A 15,995-nucleotide genomic window follows, 5' to 3' on the forward strand; every position below is an offset into this window, starting at 1 on the left:
GGATGCCCCAATGGACTGGACCGGAAACCGGCCACTCGCGCACCGACGGGGGCACTCACTCCCGTCGAACACGTACCGAACGCGCCGGTGCACTCCCTGTAATGGGCTGTCAGGGGCCCCGTGTGCCGGGGGTGACCACCGGGCCGACGGCGGAGGCCCCTACGGGCGCCCGAGCTGGGCGAGCACCTGCTTGGGCCGGTTGGTGATGACCGCGTCCACCCCGGTGCGGGCACACAGTTCCACGTCGTCGGCCCGGTCCACGGTCCACACGTGCACCTGGTTCCCGGCGCGGTGCAGCCGGGCCACGTAGCCCGGGTCCTTGCGGAGGATGCGGATGGACGGCCCCGCGATGCGCACGCCCGCCGGCAGCCGCCCGTCACGGTAGATCGGGGGCACGAACTGCATCAGGTAGACGGTGGGCAGGGCGGGCGCGGCGGCGTGCACGCGGTGCAGCGAACGGGCGGAGAAGCTCATCACCCGCACCGGCGACGGCTCTTGGGCGCGCGGACCGGAGCCGGTGAAGGCGAAGCGGTCCAGCAGGGCGATCAGCCGCTCCTCGACCCGCCCCGCCCAGCGGGTCGGATGCTTGGTCTCGACGGCCAGCTCGACGCGCCGCCCCGCGTCCGCGACCAGCTCCAGCAGCCGCTCCAGGGTGAGCACCGAGGTGGCGTCGCGGTCGGGCTCCTCGGCCTCGGTGGCCTGCCCCTTCCACGAGCCGAAGTCCAGCGTCGCGAGGTCGGCGAGCTCCAGCGCGGAGACCGCGCCGCGGCCGTTGGAGGTCCGGTTGACCCGGCGGTCGTGCACACAGACCAGATGCCCGTCGGCGGTGAGCCGTACGTCGCACTCCAGCGCGTCCGCCCCGTCCTCGATCGCCTTGCGGTACGCGGCCAGGGTGTGCTCCGGAGCGTCCTCGGAGGCCCCGCGGTGGGCGACGACGTCGGGCCGACGGGGCCCGGGGCGGGCGCCCGGGGCCTGGTGCGCATAGGTCACCGCGTTATGGTGCCACCGGCCGGAGCGGTCCCGCACGCGACCCCCGCCGCCCCTGGTCCGGCCCGGCGCCGCCCTCTGACGGCCGTCGGGCGGGAAAGGACGGACACGACAGGCACGACAGGCACAGCCTCCGCTTACGGTGGTCTGACGTGTCATGGGAAAAGCTGGCGGTCGGCAAGGACATCGCGCGGGCACGGTCCCGGGTGTCCGGGGCCGGACGCCCCGGCCCGAGCAAGACTGATGTGCACCTGATGAGGAGAGAGCTGTGAGCACCGAGAACGAGGGCGCCGCCGTTCCGCCCGCCACGCCCCCGGCGCGTTCTCCGGAGCCGGCTCCGGGCGGGGCCGCGACCGGGCCGACGCAGGCCGGTCCGGCGGCGCCGTCGGACGGTCCGGAGCACGCTGCCGCGCCGACGGCCCCGACGGCTCCGACGGAGCGGGACGCCGCGCCCGCCCCGGCCGCCGACGGGACGCCGGCCTCCCCGGCTCCGCCGGCCGCCGCTGCGGCCCCCGCCGGCGGTACGGCACCCGAGCAGCCCGTACGCGCCGACGCCCCGCCGCAGCCCGCGCCCGTGCCGGCCGCCCCCGTGGCTCCTCCCGCGCACCCCGCTCCCCCGGTACCCCCCGCCCCGGTCCCCGGGCCGGAACAGGCCGCGCACACGGCGCAGTTCCCCTCGGCCCCGCCGCCGCAGCCCGCGTACGCGCAGGCCGGTGCCCCGGCCGCGGGCGCGCAGGGCGGCTGGTACAACGCGGCCGGCGCCCAGCACCCGCCGTACGGCGGCCCCGGCGGTCCGGCCGGCGGGCCGTGGGTCGTCGACGGCCCCGGCCCGTACGCCCCTCCGCGCAAGCGGGCCGGCGGGCTGGTGGCGGCCGTGCTCGTGGCCGCCCTCGTCGCCGGCGGCGTCGGCGGCGGCATCGGCTACTGGGCGGCGAACAGCCGCGACAGCGGCGGCTCGACCACCATCTCCTCCGTCGGCGACGCCAAGACAGGGAGCCGCACGCCCGGTTCCGTCGCGGACATCGCGAGCAAGGCGCTGCCCAGCGTCGTGACCATCGAGGCGCAGAGCGGCGGCGGCGACGGCGGTACGGGCACCGGCTTCGTCTACGACAAACAGGGTCACATCCTCACCAACAACCACGTCGTCGCCTCGGCCGCGCAGGGCGGCGGCAAGCTCACGGCGACGTTCTCCGACGGCAAGCAGTACGAGGCCGAGGTCGTCGGCCGGGCCAAGGGCTACGACGTCGCCGTCATCAAACTGAAGAACCCCGGCGACGCCCCGCTGAACCCGCTGCCGCTCGCCGACTCCGACAAGACGGCCGTCGGTGACGCCACCATCGCCATCGGCGCGCCCTTCGGCCTGTCCGGCACGGTCACCACGGGCATCGTCAGCGCCAAGAAACGACCGGTCGCCTCCAGCGACGGCGGCGGCCGGGGCAACGCCTCGTACATGAGCGCCCTGCAGACCGACGCCTCGATCAACCCCGGCAACTCCGGCGGCCCGCTGCTCAACGCGCAGGGCGCCGTCATCGGCATCAACTCCGCGATCCAGTCCGCGAACGCCGGTGGTTTCGGCCAGAGCCCGGCCGGCAGCATCGGCCTCGGCTTCGCGATCCCGATCAACCAGGCGAAGAAGGTCGCCGACCAGCTGATCAGGACGGGCAAGCCCGTCTACCCGGCGATCCTCGCCAACGTCGACCTGCGCGACAGCGGCTCCGGCGCCCGCGTCTCCCGGGACAGCGCGGACGGCAGCCCCGCCGTGACCCCGGGCGGCCCCGCCGACAAGGCCGGCCTCAAGCCCGGCGACGTCATCACCAAGCTCGACGACGTCGTCATCGACAGCGGCCCGACCCTGATCAGCGAGATCTGGACCCGCCAGCCCGGCGACAAGGTCAAGGTCACCTACACCCGCGACGGCAAGGAAGCCACGACAGAGGTCACCCTGGGCCAGCGCACGGGCGACAGCAGCTGACACCCCCTCAGCCGCTGCTGCTCCCGGGCACCCCTACGGGCCTGCCCGGACCGCCCTCCCCACCGCCCCCCGCCAGCCGCTAGGCTAGAGAGGCTCCGCCGCAGGTGGCGGATGCGGGGAGGCTTGCCCGAGCGGCCTAAGGGAACGGTCTTGAAAACCGTCGTGGCAGCGATGTCACCGAGGGTTCAAATCCCTCAGCCTCCGCGGGTCCTGCGTTGCCGCAGGTCAGAAGGGGTGCTCCGGAATCCGGGGCACCCCTTCTGTATTCGAACTGTCTCACGGTTTCCCGCCTGTGGACCGGCGCTGACCAGTGGCTGTCCCCCATACGTCCCCCAAGGCCAGGGAACGCAGTGCGACTACGTAGCGTCAGGTGGTCCTCGGACCGGTGGTGATGGGCTGGGCGGCTCAGGCCCCCCACCTGTTCTTCAAGGCCCGGATGAGATGCCAGAGCTGCCGTGGGGCCCGGTGATGAGGCCGGTACCGGGGCCGTCGAGGGCGGACAGCCTCAGGAAGAATCGTCGCCGGGATCGCGCAGTGCCTCGGCGATGAGCCGGTTCGCGTGGCCCTGGCGGCCGTTGAGGATCTTCGCGTAGACCCGGTAGAGGACGGCGAGGCTGTGGCCGGCCCGCCGGGCGACCTCCGGCGGTTCCACTCCGGCCTGGATCCACAACGAGATCCCTGCGTGGCGTGCCTTGTACGGCACGTCGGCGAGGGGTGTCGCCAACTCCTCCGGTGAGAGGACCGTCTCCCGGGCCGTCTGCCACAACTCGCAGTACTCCGTGGACCGGACCCGCCCGCCCCGGACGGCACGGAACAGCCGTCCGTCCGAGGCCAGGCCGTGGCGGCGGATGTGTTCGCGCAGCATCCATACGAGTTCGGGCGGGATCGGCACCGGACGGGTGGCCTTGCGGGCCCTGCGCTTCAATCCCCGCCTCTCGTACGGAAGACCGTCGTCCGTCCAGCCCGAGGCGACTTCGGGGCGGCTCTCCGCCAGGATGACCTCGCCCCACTCGTCCGCGTGCTCCTCGTCGGGCAGGGAGAGATCGGTGTCTTTCAGGGCCGCGACCTCACCGGGGCGCATCGCGGCGTAGTACATGCAGCCGAAGAACGCCTCCAGGTGCTCCCCCCGGGTGCCCTGGTCTCGTACGGCTTGGATGAGGGCCTTGGCCAACTTCGGGCCGGGGACGAAACGGAAGTCGACTTCCTCATCGGTGTCCGGGGGGCGCCAGTCGACACGCTTGAGTGGGTTGACGTCCAACTGCTCGCACTCGATCGCGTACTCGAAGGCGTTGTTGAGGATCATCCGCTTCCGTCTGGTCGTGTTCTCGGCCGCCGCATTGCCGTCGAGTCGGCGAGATATGGCGTCCAGGGCCCGACGGATGTTGGCCGGGCGCGCGGCTTCGGTCATGGGCAGGGAGTTCTCGGCGATCCAGGCGAGAGCGCGGGCGATCTCGGTCGGTGGTTCCTCTGCTTCCGCCCGCGGCACGTGGACGGACGCGCCGTTCTTGTCGGTGACCAGGACGAGCCGGAAGGCCCAGGCGTAGAGCGCGGTGCGGAGAGCACTTGGGGCGGGTCTGCCTGTGGCGCCGGGTCGTACGAGTGCCGGCGATGCGGTGGACAGGGCATCGGCGATGCTCGCCCGATGCTTGGCCGCTATGTGCGGCCACTTCATCACCGTGTAGGCCAGGGCATGTTGGTACCAGGTCACCGTGTTGAGGGCGCGCAGCTCGGATACGGGGACACCCTGTTCGGTGTCGAACTGCTCGCCATTTTGCAGAGCTGCTATCAACTGGGCTCGACGGCCGTCGGCTTGAGGCATGAGACGGAAGCTCGCGGAGTGTTTCCGACGGCCGACTCTCCAGCGGAGGCGGTAGGGCTGGGGTCGGTCCGGCCGGGTCTCCAGCGCGTAGATCCGAACGTTGAACGTCAGCAAGCGGGTGTCTCCTCATGGGCGTTGAGCCACTTGTCGACGTCGGAGCGGCGGAAGCGCAGGTGCCCATTGGGCAGCTTGATGCACTTGGGGGTCTGTCCGCGGGCACGCATGCGGTAGAAGGCAGCGCGGGACATGCTGAGTTCGTCGAGGACTTCGGCGAGCTTCAGGTGAGGTTCGCGGGCGCGGGGCACGGTGGTCATTCCCCCTCGGTGGCGGTCGGTATGGCGGTGGGCAGGTCGACGGTCAGGTAGACACGGACGAGGCGGCTCGGCGGCCGGTCCGGGTACGGGCGACTGATGTCGAGGACGTCCAGGGCCTCGGTGATGCAGTTGGCGGCGCGGCGGCATTCGTCTTCGGTGCCGTGGAGGCGGATGCGCATGGGTCAGCTCCCGAGCGTGGGGACGGGATCGCAGCAGGGGTGGGTGGTCTCGCCGGAGGCGATCAGGAAGTCGGCGAGCGGGGTGCTGCACGCGGCGCACATCTGCGGGGAGGGGGCGGCATCAGAGAGGTGCTGCATTTCAGCGTTCCCAGCGTCCCCAGCGTCCCCCCGTCGGTATCCCGGCAGGTCAGAGCCGGTGTCGTGGGGGGACGCTGCGCGGGGGCCAGCGTCCCCCTCAGCGTTCCCAGCGTCCCCCTGGCCAGGGAGGGGGGACGCTACGGGGCGTTCGCTAGCGTCCCCCCTGTTCGTGCAGGTCACAGGAGTTTTCGGGGCCTGGGGGGACGCTGGGGACGCTGTTTCGCACCTTCTCTCCGGTGACGCCGTGAGCTTGTAGAGGCGCTGCTTCTTCGGCTTGGGCCCGCGCTGGGAGTCGTCGACCTCGATGCCGATCGTGCGCAGCGCGGGAGCCAGGCGCTTGAGCTGGCCGCCGGCCCGGGTCGGGTCCTTGGGCCACTTCTTCGGCAGCTTCTCCGGTGTCTCGACAGCGTCGAGCAGCTGCGTTGCGGTGAGCGTCACCCCTTCGGGACCGGCCTTGTCGACGAGTTCGACGACGGCCTGGGCGAAGGGCTCTCCGTCGAGGACATCGGCGACCGCGTCGGCCGCCGTGGACTTGTACGAGTCGAGCGTGCTCCAGCCGGTGACGTGGTCGACGGCGGCCAGGACGCGGGCGAAGTCGGCCATGCGCGGTCGTTCGTCGAGTTCGACGTCGGGCAGGGCCTTGAGAACCTTGGCCAAGAGGTCGAAGAGGCTGGCGAGGATGGCCGGGTGGGCCTCGGCGTATGCCCGGTCGAGCTCCGCCTCCTCGCGGCGCTTGTGGTCGGGGATGAGCTGCAGCTCGATGGTCAGCAGCCGCTCGGCCAGGTCGCCGGCGAGCGCCCCGGCGTCGATCGTGGTCATCGCGAGCACGCGGCGGAACTCCAGGACCACGACGTCGTCATCGGTGTACAGCGCGCGGTCGACGATGCCGTCGCCGGTCACGGCCCGGCACAGGGCGTCCGACAGCCAGTCGGGGACGACAGAGATGTTGTCCAGGCAGATGGCCCAGGAGTTGAACGCCTGCACGGCCCAGGACTTCAGATCGCGCGGTGCGGTCCGCTTGGGCGCTCCGGAAGGGTCGACGATGCCGATGACCATGGCGGCACCCTTGGACTTGCCGGTGCCCTGCTCGCCGCGGAAGGCGAGGATCGGGTGCGGCAGGTCGGGGATGAACGCGGCGACGAGCCAGGCGGCCAGGAGGCGGAAGCCGTCGTCGGTGGTGTTCAGCAGCTCCCGGAGCCGGGCGAGGCCGTCCCCGTCGCGTACGGGCTCCGGCAGCGGCTTCATGGCGCCGGAGCGACGGAAGACGACGGGGGACGCGGGCAGGCGGTCCCAGCTGTCGGGGCCGATGGCCACGCACCGGCCGTCGGCGGTGCCCAGGTCGACGATGATGCGCTCGCCGTGCCGGGCGACGCGCAGTTGGGGTGTGCGGGGGTCTGCCATGGAAGCGACTCCTTCGAGAACAGTCATGGCGTCGGCCAGGGCCGACTGGGAGGGGACGGTGCCGCCGTTGGTGTCGGCGAAGACGCGGGCGAGCTGCGAGCGCAGGCCCGCCTTTCCGCGCAAGGGGAGGGCGATGTTCGGGCCGCCGGTGGTGATGCCGTAGGGGCGGCCGTCGTCGGACATGAACAGCTCGTAGCGCTCTCGTGCGAGAGCTGCGAGCTGGGTTGCCTGGGAGGGGCCTTTCTTGTCGGGGTCCACCCCGTTGTCCTTCAGGAGCTGACGGGCGAGTTCGGTCGTGCTGATGGTGCTGTCGTGCTGTGTGCTCACGCGTTGCTCCGGTGCGCGGTACGGGCGGCAGACGCGACGGTGGTACGGGCCTCGGCCTCGGGCAGACCGACGAGTACGGCGGCGTCGACGAGAGCGGCGGCGATGCCGTCGGCGTCCGGCCCGCCGGTCTCGTAGGCGCAGCAAGCGGCCCAGAACAGGCGGTCGTTACGACCCGTGCCGTTCTTCCCGTTGGGGGTGGAGTCCAGGACGAACCGCACCAGGGCGGTGGACCGGGAGCCGCTGGCCCCGACCGTGGACGGGCGCGGTGGTGTCGGCACGGACTCGTCCGGTACGAGGAGTTGCAGCAGCTTCTCGGGAACGGCGGCCGCGGGGAGATCCGGGGAGCCCGGGGCCAGGCTGTAGCGGCCGGCTGTGGTGAGGGAGCCGGGGCCGACGAGGTAACCGCCGGAGCCACGCACATCGATGCCCGGGCCGAGTCCTCGGCCGTCCCGGCCAACGGAGTTGGGTATGCGCACGCCGACGGGGCCGGAGTACCAGCGGTGCTGGCCGCCGCTGGGTGTCAGCACGGTGACGGTGTCGGGGAGGGTGAAGCCGTGGCGGTCCGCGAGGTCGGTGAGGGCGGTGATGCCGTCCTGGCCGTGCTTGACGTCGAGGTCGATGCCGATGAGGTGGTGCGGCGGCCGCCCGCAGGCTATGCCGTAGCCCGTTGCCCACGGAGCGGCGGCGAACAGGGCGCGGATGCCGTCCGGTTCGGTGGTGGCGTCGTGGACGCCGTGGCCGATCCGGCCGCACTCACCCCGGCAGCGGCGGGGGCGGGACTCGTCACGGTGAGGGGAACGTACTGCCGGGAGTTTGGTCCGGGTGAGGGGGAGAACTGAGAGTCCGCGGGATGCGGCCGCGAGGGCGTACGTGAATGCAGCGTGGCACGGAGAGTCCTCGCATTCCGTTGTGTGCGCTGTGGGCTGCATGGATTCCTGCTTTCTGGATTGCCTGAACGGCGAGGTGCCTCACCGCTATGTCGTTCTGTGTCCTTACGTACGTCCGGGCGCGACATCTGTTACGCCTCGCGGCAGTACGGGGAGGTGGCCATCACGTGGTGGGGAAGACGGGGTGTAACAAATTCGAGCGGCAGGCGTTCAGGTATGCCTGCGCGTGCGGGTAATCGTGCTCAATCGGACCAATTCGGTGCCTGATGCGTGCCGTTGAGTGGTCGCACGAGCGTGAGAACGATCACGTGCATGGTCTGTCGGAAGCGGGTGTCAGGGGTGTCAGGGCGGGGGTGTCAGACGCGTCTGACGGGGGTCGCGCGCACGTATGACCCGTGGTGGAGGGGTGCGGCGGTGTCAGGGGTGTCAGACGCGTCTGACGCGTCAGGGCCGTCAGGTCAAGCCGCTTCGTCGTCGCGGACGATGCGGTACTTGCCGGTATCGCTGGTCTCGGTGAGGCGGCCGGCGAGGACGAAGGCGGCGACCTGGCCGGAGACCCAGGAGCGGGCGCGGCCGTGGCGGTCGCAGTGCTCCATGAAGTCTTTCGGGCCGATGAGGGTGCGGCCTTCGGCTTCGAATTCGTCGAGGAGTTCTTCCATGGCCTGCCGGGCCTGGCTCGGTGAGATGGGTTCACGGGGCTTCTCCGGCCCCCGCTCGGCCAGCGGAACTACGCGGGAGACTTCGGGGAGTTCGTGTTCGGGGTCGATGCCGTCGATTTCTTCGTCGTACGGCTCGGCCGTGATGGCGTTGTCGCCCGGGGCGTCGTCGAATTCGTCGTCGGTGTGGTGGCTGTTCATGGTGTCCTCCGTGGCCGGTTGGGTGTCGGTGGTGCCGGGGAGGGGGTAGCGGGTGCGCTGGGTGAAGTGGGGGCCGGCCGCGCGGGTGGCGGCGTCGGCGGTGACGGGGTCGAGGGAGGCGCGGACGGGCGCGAAGGTCAGGACGGCCCAGTCGAGGTATTCCCGGGGGGTGAGGTAGGAGCGGGCGGGGGTGGCCCAGAAGGTCTCGGGGATGCCGTTGGCGACGAGGTAGGAGTAGCCCGGCTTCTTGTCCTTCCACAGGTGGGGGGCGGCGCCGGCGTCGAGGACGTCGTCGTCAAGGGCGAATCCGGCGTCGCGGTCGTTGCGGACGCCGAAGCACCAGGAGGAGCCGAGGGAGGCGCGGGTGTCGGTGGAGACCTGGGTGTGGGAGGCGCGCTGCAGGGAGACGACGAGGCTGATGCCGGCGGAGCGGGCTTCCTGGGCGATGCCGGTGAAGGCGTCCTCGTCGATCTCGCGGAGGGTCTTGGCGGCCTCCTCGAACCAGGCGATCAGGTAGGGCATGCCGGGTGAGCCGTCGGCCTGAGGCTCGGCACACTCCGGAACCCACTGCTTGTAGCCGTACTTGGCCAGCCATGCCGTACGTGCGGGGATGACGGCTTTGAGGGCGGCGATCATCGCCTCGGTGGACTGCAGGTCCAGGGCGGCCCAGCCGATCGCCGGGAGCAGGGGGCCGAGGATCTGTTCGGCCTTGGACGGGTCGGAGGCCCAGACGATGACGTCGCGGCGGGTGAGGATCTCGGCGAGTGCGGTGAGGCCGCTCTCCGATTTCCCGGAGCCGGTCATTCCCATGATGAGCAGGTGCATGGCGTTGCGGCCGGCCGTGGGGTCGCCAGGGAAGTACAGAACGCCGTCCGTGCCGTCTTCGTAGAGGGCGACGTGGACGGGGTCGGCGATGCTGCCGCCGGGGTGGGAGGGGCCGGGGTAGGGGACGGTGTTCTTGAGCAGGTCGAGGGGGACGACGGTGAGCTGGGCGCGGGAGGCGGAGTCGGGGTCGGGCAGGACGCGGATGGCGTTCTTGGGTACGTCGAGGGCGCTGGCGAGGAGCGGGGCGGCTTTGCTGACGTCTTCGGAGGTGAGTTCGCCGCGCGGGAGCTGCAGGTCGAAGGTGGCTTTGTTCGGGGCTACGTGGGTGCGGGTGATCTGGGTCTTGGCGAGGCCGACTTTCTCCAGCAGTCCGCCGTCGCTGCCGGTGGGGGTGGCGTCGGGGTTGCGGCGCATGATCTGGCGGATGTTCCAGGACAGGGCCAGGGCGGGGGCGCCGATGAAGTACAGGCCGCCCAGTGGTCCGGCGTTCGGGCCTGCGATGGCGGCGGCGGTGAACCAGCTGGATCCCGCGGCGACGGTGATGGCGGAGTGCAGGCGGCGTTGCTGGGTGGTGGTCTTGCCCGCCCACCAGGTCGCTCCGGTCAGGGCGACGGAGGCGAGGGTGAGGCCGGCGGTCGCGGCCGTGCTGCCCGCCCAGCAGGAGTGAGCGGGCAGCACGGCCAGGCCGGTGCCGGCCCCGGCGAGCCACGGGGGCAGGTGCGGCTTGACGCGGTGGAGCAGGTACTCGATGACGCCACCGCCGCCGGAGGCGGCGCGCAGCTGCTCTTCGTGGATCTGCTCGGTCGAGGGCTGGGCGGGGGGCACGGCCGTCGGCCTCCTTCACGTACGGGACTTGTGTGGGGGTGGGTCAGGTGGTGAAGTCGAAGCGCCGGTGCGAGGGGCGCCGCCGGGTGCGGTAGGGGGCGAGTTCGGGGTCGTACTCGCGCTGGAAGGCGGCGTAGGTGGCGGCCAGGTTCTTGGCGGTGTCCCGTGCGTCCTCGGCGGCCTTCTTCAGCCGCCTGGACACGCGCCGTGCGCGCATCCGCGCACCGAATGCCTGGCCCTCGGCGTCGGGGACTTCCTTGAGGACCGCGTGCAGCACCTCGGAGGCGGTGGCGAGTTCGAAGGACAGCTGCAGGAACAGGCCGCGGCCGGCTTCGCAGTAGTTGCGGATGTCGGCGTTGGAGAAGAACTCCGGGTCCGCCAGCGGGCTGTGCGTGCCCCGGTGGCGCTGGTGGCCGTTGCGGGAGAAACCCGCCCCGTTGCCGCTGCCCTGGCCGGTGTTCCGGTTGCCGCCACCGCTGCCGGGGCGTGAGCCGCCGAAGTGGAAGTGGTACTGGTTGCTGGTGTTGCGGTAGCGGGGGCCGCTCCGGGAGGAGCCGTTGGAGGTTCCGTTGCTGTTGGTCTTGTGCCAGTTGACCGTGTTGCCGGTCTTCCAGCCGGGCGCGGAGCCGGAGTTGCCGTTCATGCCGTTCGTGGGGGCCATCAGCTGTTCTCCTCCGGGGCCTGTTCAGCGGGGCGGGCGGCCGGGTGCAGCCGGTGGCGGGTGATGTGGGCGGCGAGGGCCAGGAGCAGCCAGAGCAGCGGCAGGGGTGCGGCTGTCGGGCCGAAGGCGACGGACGCGGTCGCGCACGTCCCGGCCGTCAGTGTCATGGCCACGAGCCCGTAGCGCCGGGTGCGGATGCCCGGTTCGCGTACGGGTGCCCACGCGAGCTGGACCAGGGCGGCGGCGGTGACCAGGGCGAGTGGGATCCACAGCCACGGGGCCAGGAGGTGCGCGACGGCCGTTGCGGTGAAGCAGGCCAGGGTGGCGGCAGTGGGCAGGAAGGCTCGGCGGCGGCGCCATGCTGCGTGGCCGATGGCGTAGGCGGCCCGCTGGCGCCAGGTGAGCTGTTCGGGGACGACCACCACAACAGGGGTGGGCTGCCGGCGCCAGGAGCGCGGCTGCTGGGGGATGCGGACGGTGGTATGCCTGCGGGACACAGTCACCTCTCCTTCCTGGCCAGGGCCGTTGCGGCGCGGGAGGTGCCGGGGCGGCCGGTACGGCGGCCGTTCGCGGTGGGGTGGACATCGACCGAGTGCGCGGTCTGCCAGCGCAGGCCCAGTTCCTTGGCCCGGTACATCGCTTCGTCCGCGCCCCGCAGCAGCTGCGGCAGACCGACACCGGGCCGGTGGACCGTGCGGCACAGGCCGACCGAGGCCCGCGGCCATACGAACTCGTCGCGGACGGCGACGACTTCGGCCAGCTGGGGCATGAGGCCGTCGGTCATGACCGTGGTCATGGGGGTGTCGGGGGCGAGGCGGATCACGGCGGCGAACTCGTCACCGCCGAGCCGGGCGGCGAACCCGCCGTAGTACTCGGCCCAGTCGGCCAGGCGCTCGCCGGTCGCGGCGAGCACGTCGTCGCCGGCGGCGTGCCCGTAGGTGTCGTTGACGGACTTGAAGTCGTCCAGGTCCAGCAGCACCACGACGGCGTGGGGGTGGCGGACAGCGCGGCGGGCGCGGACGGTGAACTCGTCGCGGCACATCAGCCCGGTCAGCGGGTCGGTGCGGGCGGTGCGCAGGCGGCGGGCCAGGTACAGGGCGTGGGCTGCCCAGCCGGCCAGCGGTGCGGCGATCGGCAGGGCCTGCACGAGGGCGGTCATCGGGCCTCGTCCTTCCGGGAGGTGTCGGCGGACGACAGGAGAGCGGCCGGACGGGTCTCGGCGCGGTGGGCCAGGTTGCGCAGCAGGGTGCTGATGCCGTGGGCGGCGGCGAGCGAGCCCGCTCCGACGGCGGTGAAGAGGTAGGGGCTGGGGTGGTCCTGCGGGGAGACGAAGACGTTGCTGCCCAGGGCGCCGTCGACGCCGATCAGCAGGATCAGGAAGCCGAAGGTGGACAGCAGGGTGTCCACGGCGGCAGCGGTGCCGCGTAAGACGCCGGTGGTGCGGGTGGACTGGGCGCGGATGGTCATGCGGCGGACTCCTCTGCGGAATCGGTGGTGGATTCGGTGGTGGATTCGGTGGTGCGGTGTTTGGTGAGGTCGACAGCGGGCGGGGTGCCGGGGAGCAGGGCCAGCGGGGCTGCCGGGGCCGGGAGTTGGGCGGCGGCGTCGCGGATGCGGCCTGCGCGGCCGGTGCCGATGCCGAAGGTCTTGATCAGCCAGGTCGCCGAGGCCTCGCCCTCCTCGGCGATGCGCTGCCGGGCTGCCGCGATCAGCTCCTCGTCAGTGCTGCCGGGCGGCAGGGCCTTGCGCTGCCCGGTGTCGGCGGGCGTGCGGCGGCGGGGCTGCCGGGGCTTCGACGTCCGGACCACGGCAGGGGGCGGGGGCGGGACGGTCGGCAGGGGTGCCGTCGTGTCGGCGGCGGAGGCCTGCTGCGCGGTGGCCGGACGGTCGTCGGCTGCGGGCTGCCGGGGCTCGGCGGACTCGCCGTGGGCGGGGGTGCCGCTGCCGGTGTCGGCGGGGGGCAGGCCGCGCAGGTGTGCCATGTGGACCAGCAGGCCGAGGACGACCGGCGGGATCGCGGAGACCGCCACGATCAGCGGCCAGGACACCGCGATCACCCCTGCCGCGGCAGCGTGGTCCACGGCGTTCCCGGCGACCGACAGGGCGATCCCGCCGATCGCGTTCGCCTTCGCCCACGTGCGGGCGGTGGTGTTGCGGGTGGCGCGGCCGAGCCAGATCCGTACGGCCGTCATCGCGTAGGCATCGACGGTCAGCGGCAGCAGCCACGACAGCCACGGCCACCAGCCCGTACGCAACGCCAGATCCTGCAGCGCGGCATAGGACGACGCGGCCGCCGCCAGCCCGACGGCACCCATGCCGGCCTCCGACAGCCAGTCCCGACGGACCGTCACCTCGGTGGCCGTGCGGGCGGTCATTGGACGGCCTCGGAGAGCGCGTGGACCGTGGTGGTGGCCACGGTGCTGACGGCCTTCTTGGTGCCCTCGGCGACACTGGTACCGGTCAGGAACAGGCCGATCAGCAGGCCGAGGAGCAGGGTCGACCAGCGGTGCCCGACCCACACGCACAGCGCGATCCCGACGACGATCAGCAGCAGGGTGACTGACACCGTGACCACCGGCGCGGACGCGGCGGCCAGCACAGTCGAGTGCATCAGCAGGGCCTCCGTCTCAGGAGAAGAGTGGAAAAGAAGGGGGAGATGAGGCCCGCCCGGCACGGGCTCGGCGGTCCGGTACGCCGGGCGGGCAGCAGGGGGCTACAGGTCGTTCTCGCGCTCGTAGCGGGCGATCACCAGGCCGATCAGCTCCGGCGTGGTCGCGAACCCGGCGTAGGTGCCGGCGGTGTCCCACACGTGCCAGCGGACGACGAGCTCACCGAAGCCGATCGCGCCGACGGCGAAGTAACGGCCGTAGCGGATGGCGGGGTCCATGACGGTGACGCCCTCGGGCAGCGGGAAGGCCATGAGTCAGCCCGCCTTTCGGGCCGTGTCGGTGTCGTCGTGGGGCCGGTCCGCGTCGATGACGGACCGCCACCAGTCCAGTTCTTCACCGCGATAGCCCGATCCGAGCCGGATCGGCATGTGCAGTCCCAGGAAGTGCTCGGCCGTGATGGTCACTGCTCCGTGCTCGCCGGGCAGCCGTACCGAGGCGGGTTGGTCGAGGATGCTCCACCGGTCCAGCAGCTCCGGGTTCAGCAGGACAGGGCCGGCTCCCGGGCCGGCCAGGTGCGTGCGCACGATCGCACGCCAGCAGAAGAGGTCGTTCTCCCACTCTTCGGTGTCGAGGTCGATGCTCTCGTGTGGTGAAGTGGCCCGTACCGTCGGTACTTCGTCGTCGTAACGGGCGGGGCGGGGGCCGATCGTCACCGTCTCGTGGAAGCCGGTGCGGTTGAGGAATTCGGCCAGCGTCCTGGCCTCGATGCCGTCGAGGAACACCGTCCACGGCTCGCAGGACTCGCAGGAGTTGTGCACCGTCACAGCGGCAACCGCGAGGGTGTAGCGGTCGCTGGCCACCGCGAACAGGCTCGTCCCGTCGTAGTCGAGCAACAGCCCGTCGAGGCGGAAGACGTCTGCGGTGTCCATGTGCGGCAGGACCCTGGTCACGGCCTGCCGCAAGCCCGCGGTCCGGAGGCCGGTCGGGGTGGTCATGGTGCGGCTCCTTCAGGAGAGCTGGGGGTGTGGGGGATGTACGGCCAGGCGGGCTCGACGTACGCGGTGGGGTCCTTGCGCCGCAGGTACGCCTGCAGGCTCGCCGCCTGCTCGGCGGCCCGGGTCACCTGCAGTTGGTGCAGGGGGTGCAGGTCCATGGCGCCGAGGCGGGGGTAGACGTGGCCCAGGCGCCAGGCCAGGCGTGCGGCCGCGAGCGCGTCGGCGGCCGCGCTGTGCGCGCCGTCGTGGCGGACCTGCCAGTGCGCGCAGACGTCCCGCAGCCTGCGGGAGCCGCGCCGGTAGGGCTGGACCTGCTTGTCGATGACCAGCGGGTCGATGACCGGGGCGAGTTCGCCGCGCGGCAGGCGCACGGCGAGCGGGACGAGGTCGTGCCGGCGGCACTCGCGGTCCAGCAGGGTCAGGTCGAAGCGGGCGTTGAAGACCACCAGCGGCACACCGTCCTGCAGCAGCGACTCCAGCATCTCGGTGATCCGGGTGATCGCTGTCGCCGGGTCGGTGCCCTCGGCACGGGCCTTCTCCGTGGTGATGCCGTGGACCTCGGTGGCGGCGGCCGGGATGTCGATCCCGGGGTCGAGCAGCCAGTCCTGGCGGGCGGGTTGTGCTCCGCCGCCGACGGTGACGACGGAGGCGGCCACGATGCGATCGTGGTGGCAGTCGGTGCCGGTGGTCTCGGTGTCGAAGGCGGCCATGCGGCCGACCGGCCAGGTCAGGGCGTTCACGTCCGGGTTCCCTTCGGGGTGGCGGGCTGGCAGACGTGGGAGCGGCCGGCCCGTGCGGCGGCCTTCTGGCTGCGGTAGGTGCGGCGCCAGCCGCACACGTGGCAGCGGGTCTGTGCGCTCACGCGAGCCGCCTCCCCACGAGCGGCCCGGCACCGGCCAGTTCGGCCTCGGCCGCCCCGGTCAGGCGGGGCAGGTACTCGGGCAGGGCCCGGAGCTCGTCGAGAGCGTCGATGACGGGGGCCAGGGGTTCGGGCTCGCCGTCGTAGTACGCGCCGACCGCGGCCCGCGCGGCGGCCAGGAGCCCGGCGTGCTCACGCCGCAGCACGGCGAGCCGGCGCCGGAGGTCTTTGATCTCGTGTGCCGCCGACGGCGGGCGTTTCACAGTGGGCGGAGCCATGGCGAGGCTCAACCTCCTTGGAATAAGGGGCTGTCGGGCACGGACGGGCAGCACGGCACGGC

19 protein-coding genes and 1 tRNA gene are annotated in these 15,995 nt (G+C 72.0%); 2 read left to right on the forward strand and 18 right to left on the reverse strand.

Annotated features, from left to right (window positions below; translation table 11 throughout):
• Window positions 1-159: 159 nt before the first annotated feature.
• Window positions 160-990: a glycerophosphodiester phosphodiesterase gene (locus ACFP1Z_RS06605; protein ID WP_390314942.1), complete on the reverse strand. Its 831-nt coding sequence runs from the start codon at window positions 988-990 to the stop codon at window positions 160-162.
• A 265-nt stretch (window positions 991-1,255) separates the two neighbouring features.
• Between ACFP1Z_RS06605 and ACFP1Z_RS06610 the strand changes: the two genes are divergently transcribed.
• Together ACFP1Z_RS06610 and ACFP1Z_RS06615 are read left to right on the forward strand one after the other, a co-directional pair.
• Complete coding sequence (locus ACFP1Z_RS06610) at window positions 1,256-2,959, forward strand: S1C family serine protease (protein ID WP_390314943.1); 1,704 nt, start codon at window positions 1,256-1,258, stop codon at window positions 2,957-2,959.
• Between the two features lie 117 nt (window positions 2,960-3,076).
• Window positions 3,077-3,163: transfer RNA gene (locus tag ACFP1Z_RS06615), tRNA-Ser, on the forward strand.
• 301 nt (window positions 3,164-3,464) lie between these two features.
• On the opposite strand, the gene ACFP1Z_RS06620 is transcribed toward ACFP1Z_RS06615, so the two are convergent.
• From ACFP1Z_RS06620 to ACFP1Z_RS06700, 17 genes are all read right to left on the reverse strand, one after another.
• Window positions 3,465-4,778 (reverse strand): tyrosine-type recombinase/integrase, encoded by a 1,314-nt coding sequence (locus ACFP1Z_RS06620; RefSeq protein ID WP_390314944.1) that lies wholly within the window; start codon window positions 4,776-4,778, stop codon window positions 3,465-3,467.
• Window positions 4,779-4,885: 107 nt separating this feature from the next.
• Window positions 4,886-5,092, reverse strand: coding sequence for a helix-turn-helix transcriptional regulator (locus ACFP1Z_RS06625; protein WP_390314945.1), 207 nt, complete (start codon window positions 5,090-5,092; stop codon window positions 4,886-4,888).
• Entirely contained in the window at window positions 5,089-5,271 is a 183-nt protein-coding gene (locus tag ACFP1Z_RS06630) for a hypothetical protein (RefSeq protein ID WP_390314946.1), read from the reverse strand. The genes ACFP1Z_RS06625 and ACFP1Z_RS06630 overlap by 4 nt, the downstream gene beginning before the upstream one ends.
• A 3-nt stretch (window positions 5,272-5,274) precedes the next feature.
• Entirely contained in the window at window positions 5,275-7,137 is a 1,863-nt protein-coding gene (locus ACFP1Z_RS06635; RefSeq protein WP_390314947.1) for an ATP-binding protein, read from the reverse strand.
• Window positions 7,134-8,066, reverse strand: coding sequence for a bifunctional DNA primase/polymerase (locus ACFP1Z_RS06640; RefSeq protein ID WP_390314948.1), 933 nt, complete (start codon window positions 8,064-8,066; stop codon window positions 7,134-7,136). The genes ACFP1Z_RS06635 and ACFP1Z_RS06640 overlap by 4 nt, the downstream gene beginning before the upstream one ends.
• Window positions 8,067-8,482: 416 nt before the next feature.
• The gene (traB, locus tag ACFP1Z_RS06645; protein ID WP_390314949.1) at window positions 8,483-10,531 is read right to left on the reverse strand and encodes a plasmid transfer protein TraB; all 2,049 of its coding nucleotides are present in this window, start codon (window positions 10,529-10,531) and stop codon (window positions 8,483-8,485) included.
• A 43-nt stretch (window positions 10,532-10,574) separates the two neighbouring features.
• Complete coding sequence (gene traA / locus ACFP1Z_RS06650) at window positions 10,575-11,192, reverse strand: plasmid transfer protein TraA (protein ID WP_390314950.1); 618 nt, start codon at window positions 11,190-11,192, stop codon at window positions 10,575-10,577.
• Entirely contained in the window at window positions 11,192-11,689 is a 498-nt protein-coding gene (locus ACFP1Z_RS06655) for a hypothetical protein (RefSeq protein WP_390314951.1), read from the reverse strand. Before ACFP1Z_RS06655 ends, traA begins: the two co-directional genes overlap by 1 nt.
• 2 nt (window positions 11,690-11,691) lie before the next feature.
• Entirely contained in the window at window positions 11,692-12,351 is a 660-nt protein-coding gene (locus ACFP1Z_RS06660; RefSeq protein WP_390314952.1) for a GGDEF domain-containing protein, read from the reverse strand.
• Window positions 12,348-12,659: a hypothetical protein gene (locus ACFP1Z_RS06665; RefSeq protein WP_390314953.1), complete on the reverse strand. Its 312-nt coding sequence runs from the start codon at window positions 12,657-12,659 to the stop codon at window positions 12,348-12,350. The genes ACFP1Z_RS06660 and ACFP1Z_RS06665 overlap by 4 nt, the downstream gene beginning before the upstream one ends.
• The gene (locus ACFP1Z_RS06670) at window positions 12,656-13,567 is read right to left on the reverse strand and encodes a DUF2637 domain-containing protein (protein ID WP_390314954.1); all 912 of its coding nucleotides are present in this window, start codon (window positions 13,565-13,567) and stop codon (window positions 12,656-12,658) included. The genes ACFP1Z_RS06665 and ACFP1Z_RS06670 overlap by 4 nt, the downstream gene beginning before the upstream one ends.
• Window positions 13,564-13,803 carry a hypothetical protein gene (locus ACFP1Z_RS06675; RefSeq protein ID WP_390314955.1) on the reverse strand — a complete coding sequence of 80 codons (240 nt, stop codon included), beginning with the start codon at window positions 13,801-13,803 and terminating at the stop codon, window positions 13,564-13,566. Before ACFP1Z_RS06675 ends, ACFP1Z_RS06670 begins: the two co-directional genes overlap by 4 nt.
• A 102-nt stretch (window positions 13,804-13,905) precedes the next feature.
• Complete coding sequence (locus ACFP1Z_RS06680; RefSeq protein WP_390314956.1) at window positions 13,906-14,112, reverse strand: hypothetical protein; 207 nt, start codon at window positions 14,110-14,112, stop codon at window positions 13,906-13,908.
• Window positions 14,113-14,115: 3 nt separating this feature from the next.
• Window positions 14,116-14,796, reverse strand: a complete 681-nt coding sequence (locus ACFP1Z_RS06685) for a hypothetical protein (protein WP_390314957.1) — start codon at window positions 14,794-14,796, stop codon at window positions 14,116-14,118.
• On the reverse strand, window positions 14,793-15,527 hold the full coding sequence (locus ACFP1Z_RS06690) for an exonuclease domain-containing protein (protein ID WP_390315066.1): 735 nt from the start codon (window positions 15,525-15,527) through the stop codon (window positions 14,793-14,795). The genes ACFP1Z_RS06685 and ACFP1Z_RS06690 overlap by 4 nt, the downstream gene beginning before the upstream one ends.
• A 5-nt stretch (window positions 15,528-15,532) precedes the next feature.
• A complete protein-coding gene (locus ACFP1Z_RS06695) occupies window positions 15,533-15,658 on the reverse strand; it encodes a hypothetical protein (protein ID WP_390314958.1) in 126 nt (41 codons plus the stop codon).
• The gene (locus ACFP1Z_RS06700) at window positions 15,655-15,933 is read right to left on the reverse strand and encodes a hypothetical protein (RefSeq protein WP_390314959.1); all 279 of its coding nucleotides are present in this window, start codon (window positions 15,931-15,933) and stop codon (window positions 15,655-15,657) included. The genes ACFP1Z_RS06695 and ACFP1Z_RS06700 overlap by 4 nt, the downstream gene beginning before the upstream one ends.
• Window positions 15,934-15,995 lie beyond the last annotated feature (62 nt).

Origin of the sequence: Streptomyces gamaensis (assembly GCF_042656465.1) — a bacterium.
GTDB lineage: Bacteria > Actinomycetota > Actinomycetes > Streptomycetales > Streptomycetaceae > Streptomyces > Streptomyces gamaensis.

What these genes read in the sequence shown, in the direction of transcription:
- ACFP1Z_RS06665 (WP_390314953.1), bottom strand. Translation starts at nt 12,659, where the DNA reads ATGACCATCCGCGCCCAGTCCACCCGCACCACCGGCGTCTTACGCGGC.
- ACFP1Z_RS06670 (WP_390314954.1), bottom strand. Translation starts at nt 13,567, where the DNA reads ATGACCGCCCGCACGGCCACCGAGGTGACGGTCCGTCGGGACTGGCTG.
- ACFP1Z_RS06640 (WP_390314948.1), bottom strand. Translation starts at nt 8,066, where the DNA reads ATGCAGCCCACAGCGCACACAACGGAATGCGAGGACTCTCCGTGCCAC.
- ACFP1Z_RS06700 (WP_390314959.1), bottom strand. Translation starts at nt 15,933, where the DNA reads ATGGCTCCGCCCACTGTGAAACGCCCGCCGTCGGCGGCACACGAGATC.
- ACFP1Z_RS06630 (WP_390314946.1), bottom strand. Translation starts at nt 5,271, where the DNA reads ATGCGCATCCGCCTCCACGGCACCGAAGACGAATGCCGCCGCGCCGCC.
- ACFP1Z_RS06660 (WP_390314952.1), bottom strand. Translation starts at nt 12,351, where the DNA reads ATGACCGCCCTCGTGCAGGCCCTGCCGATCGCCGCACCGCTGGCCGGC.
- ACFP1Z_RS06680 (WP_390314956.1), bottom strand. Translation starts at nt 14,112, where the DNA reads ATGGCCTTCCCGCTGCCCGAGGGCGTCACCGTCATGGACCCCGCCATC.
- traA (WP_390314950.1), bottom strand. Translation starts at nt 11,192, where the DNA reads ATGGCCCCCACGAACGGCATGAACGGCAACTCCGGCTCCGCGCCCGGC.
- ACFP1Z_RS06625 (WP_390314945.1), bottom strand. Translation starts at nt 5,092, where the DNA reads ATGACCACCGTGCCCCGCGCCCGCGAACCTCACCTGAAGCTCGCCGAA.
- ACFP1Z_RS06620 (WP_390314944.1), bottom strand. Translation starts at nt 4,778, where the DNA reads ATGCCTCAAGCCGACGGCCGTCGAGCCCAGTTGATAGCAGCTCTGCAA.
- ACFP1Z_RS06675 (WP_390314955.1), bottom strand. Translation starts at nt 13,803, where the DNA reads ATGCACTCGACTGTGCTGGCCGCCGCGTCCGCGCCGGTGGTCACGGTG.
- ACFP1Z_RS06685 (WP_390314957.1), bottom strand. Translation starts at nt 14,796, where the DNA reads ATGACCACCCCGACCGGCCTCCGGACCGCGGGCTTGCGGCAGGCCGTG.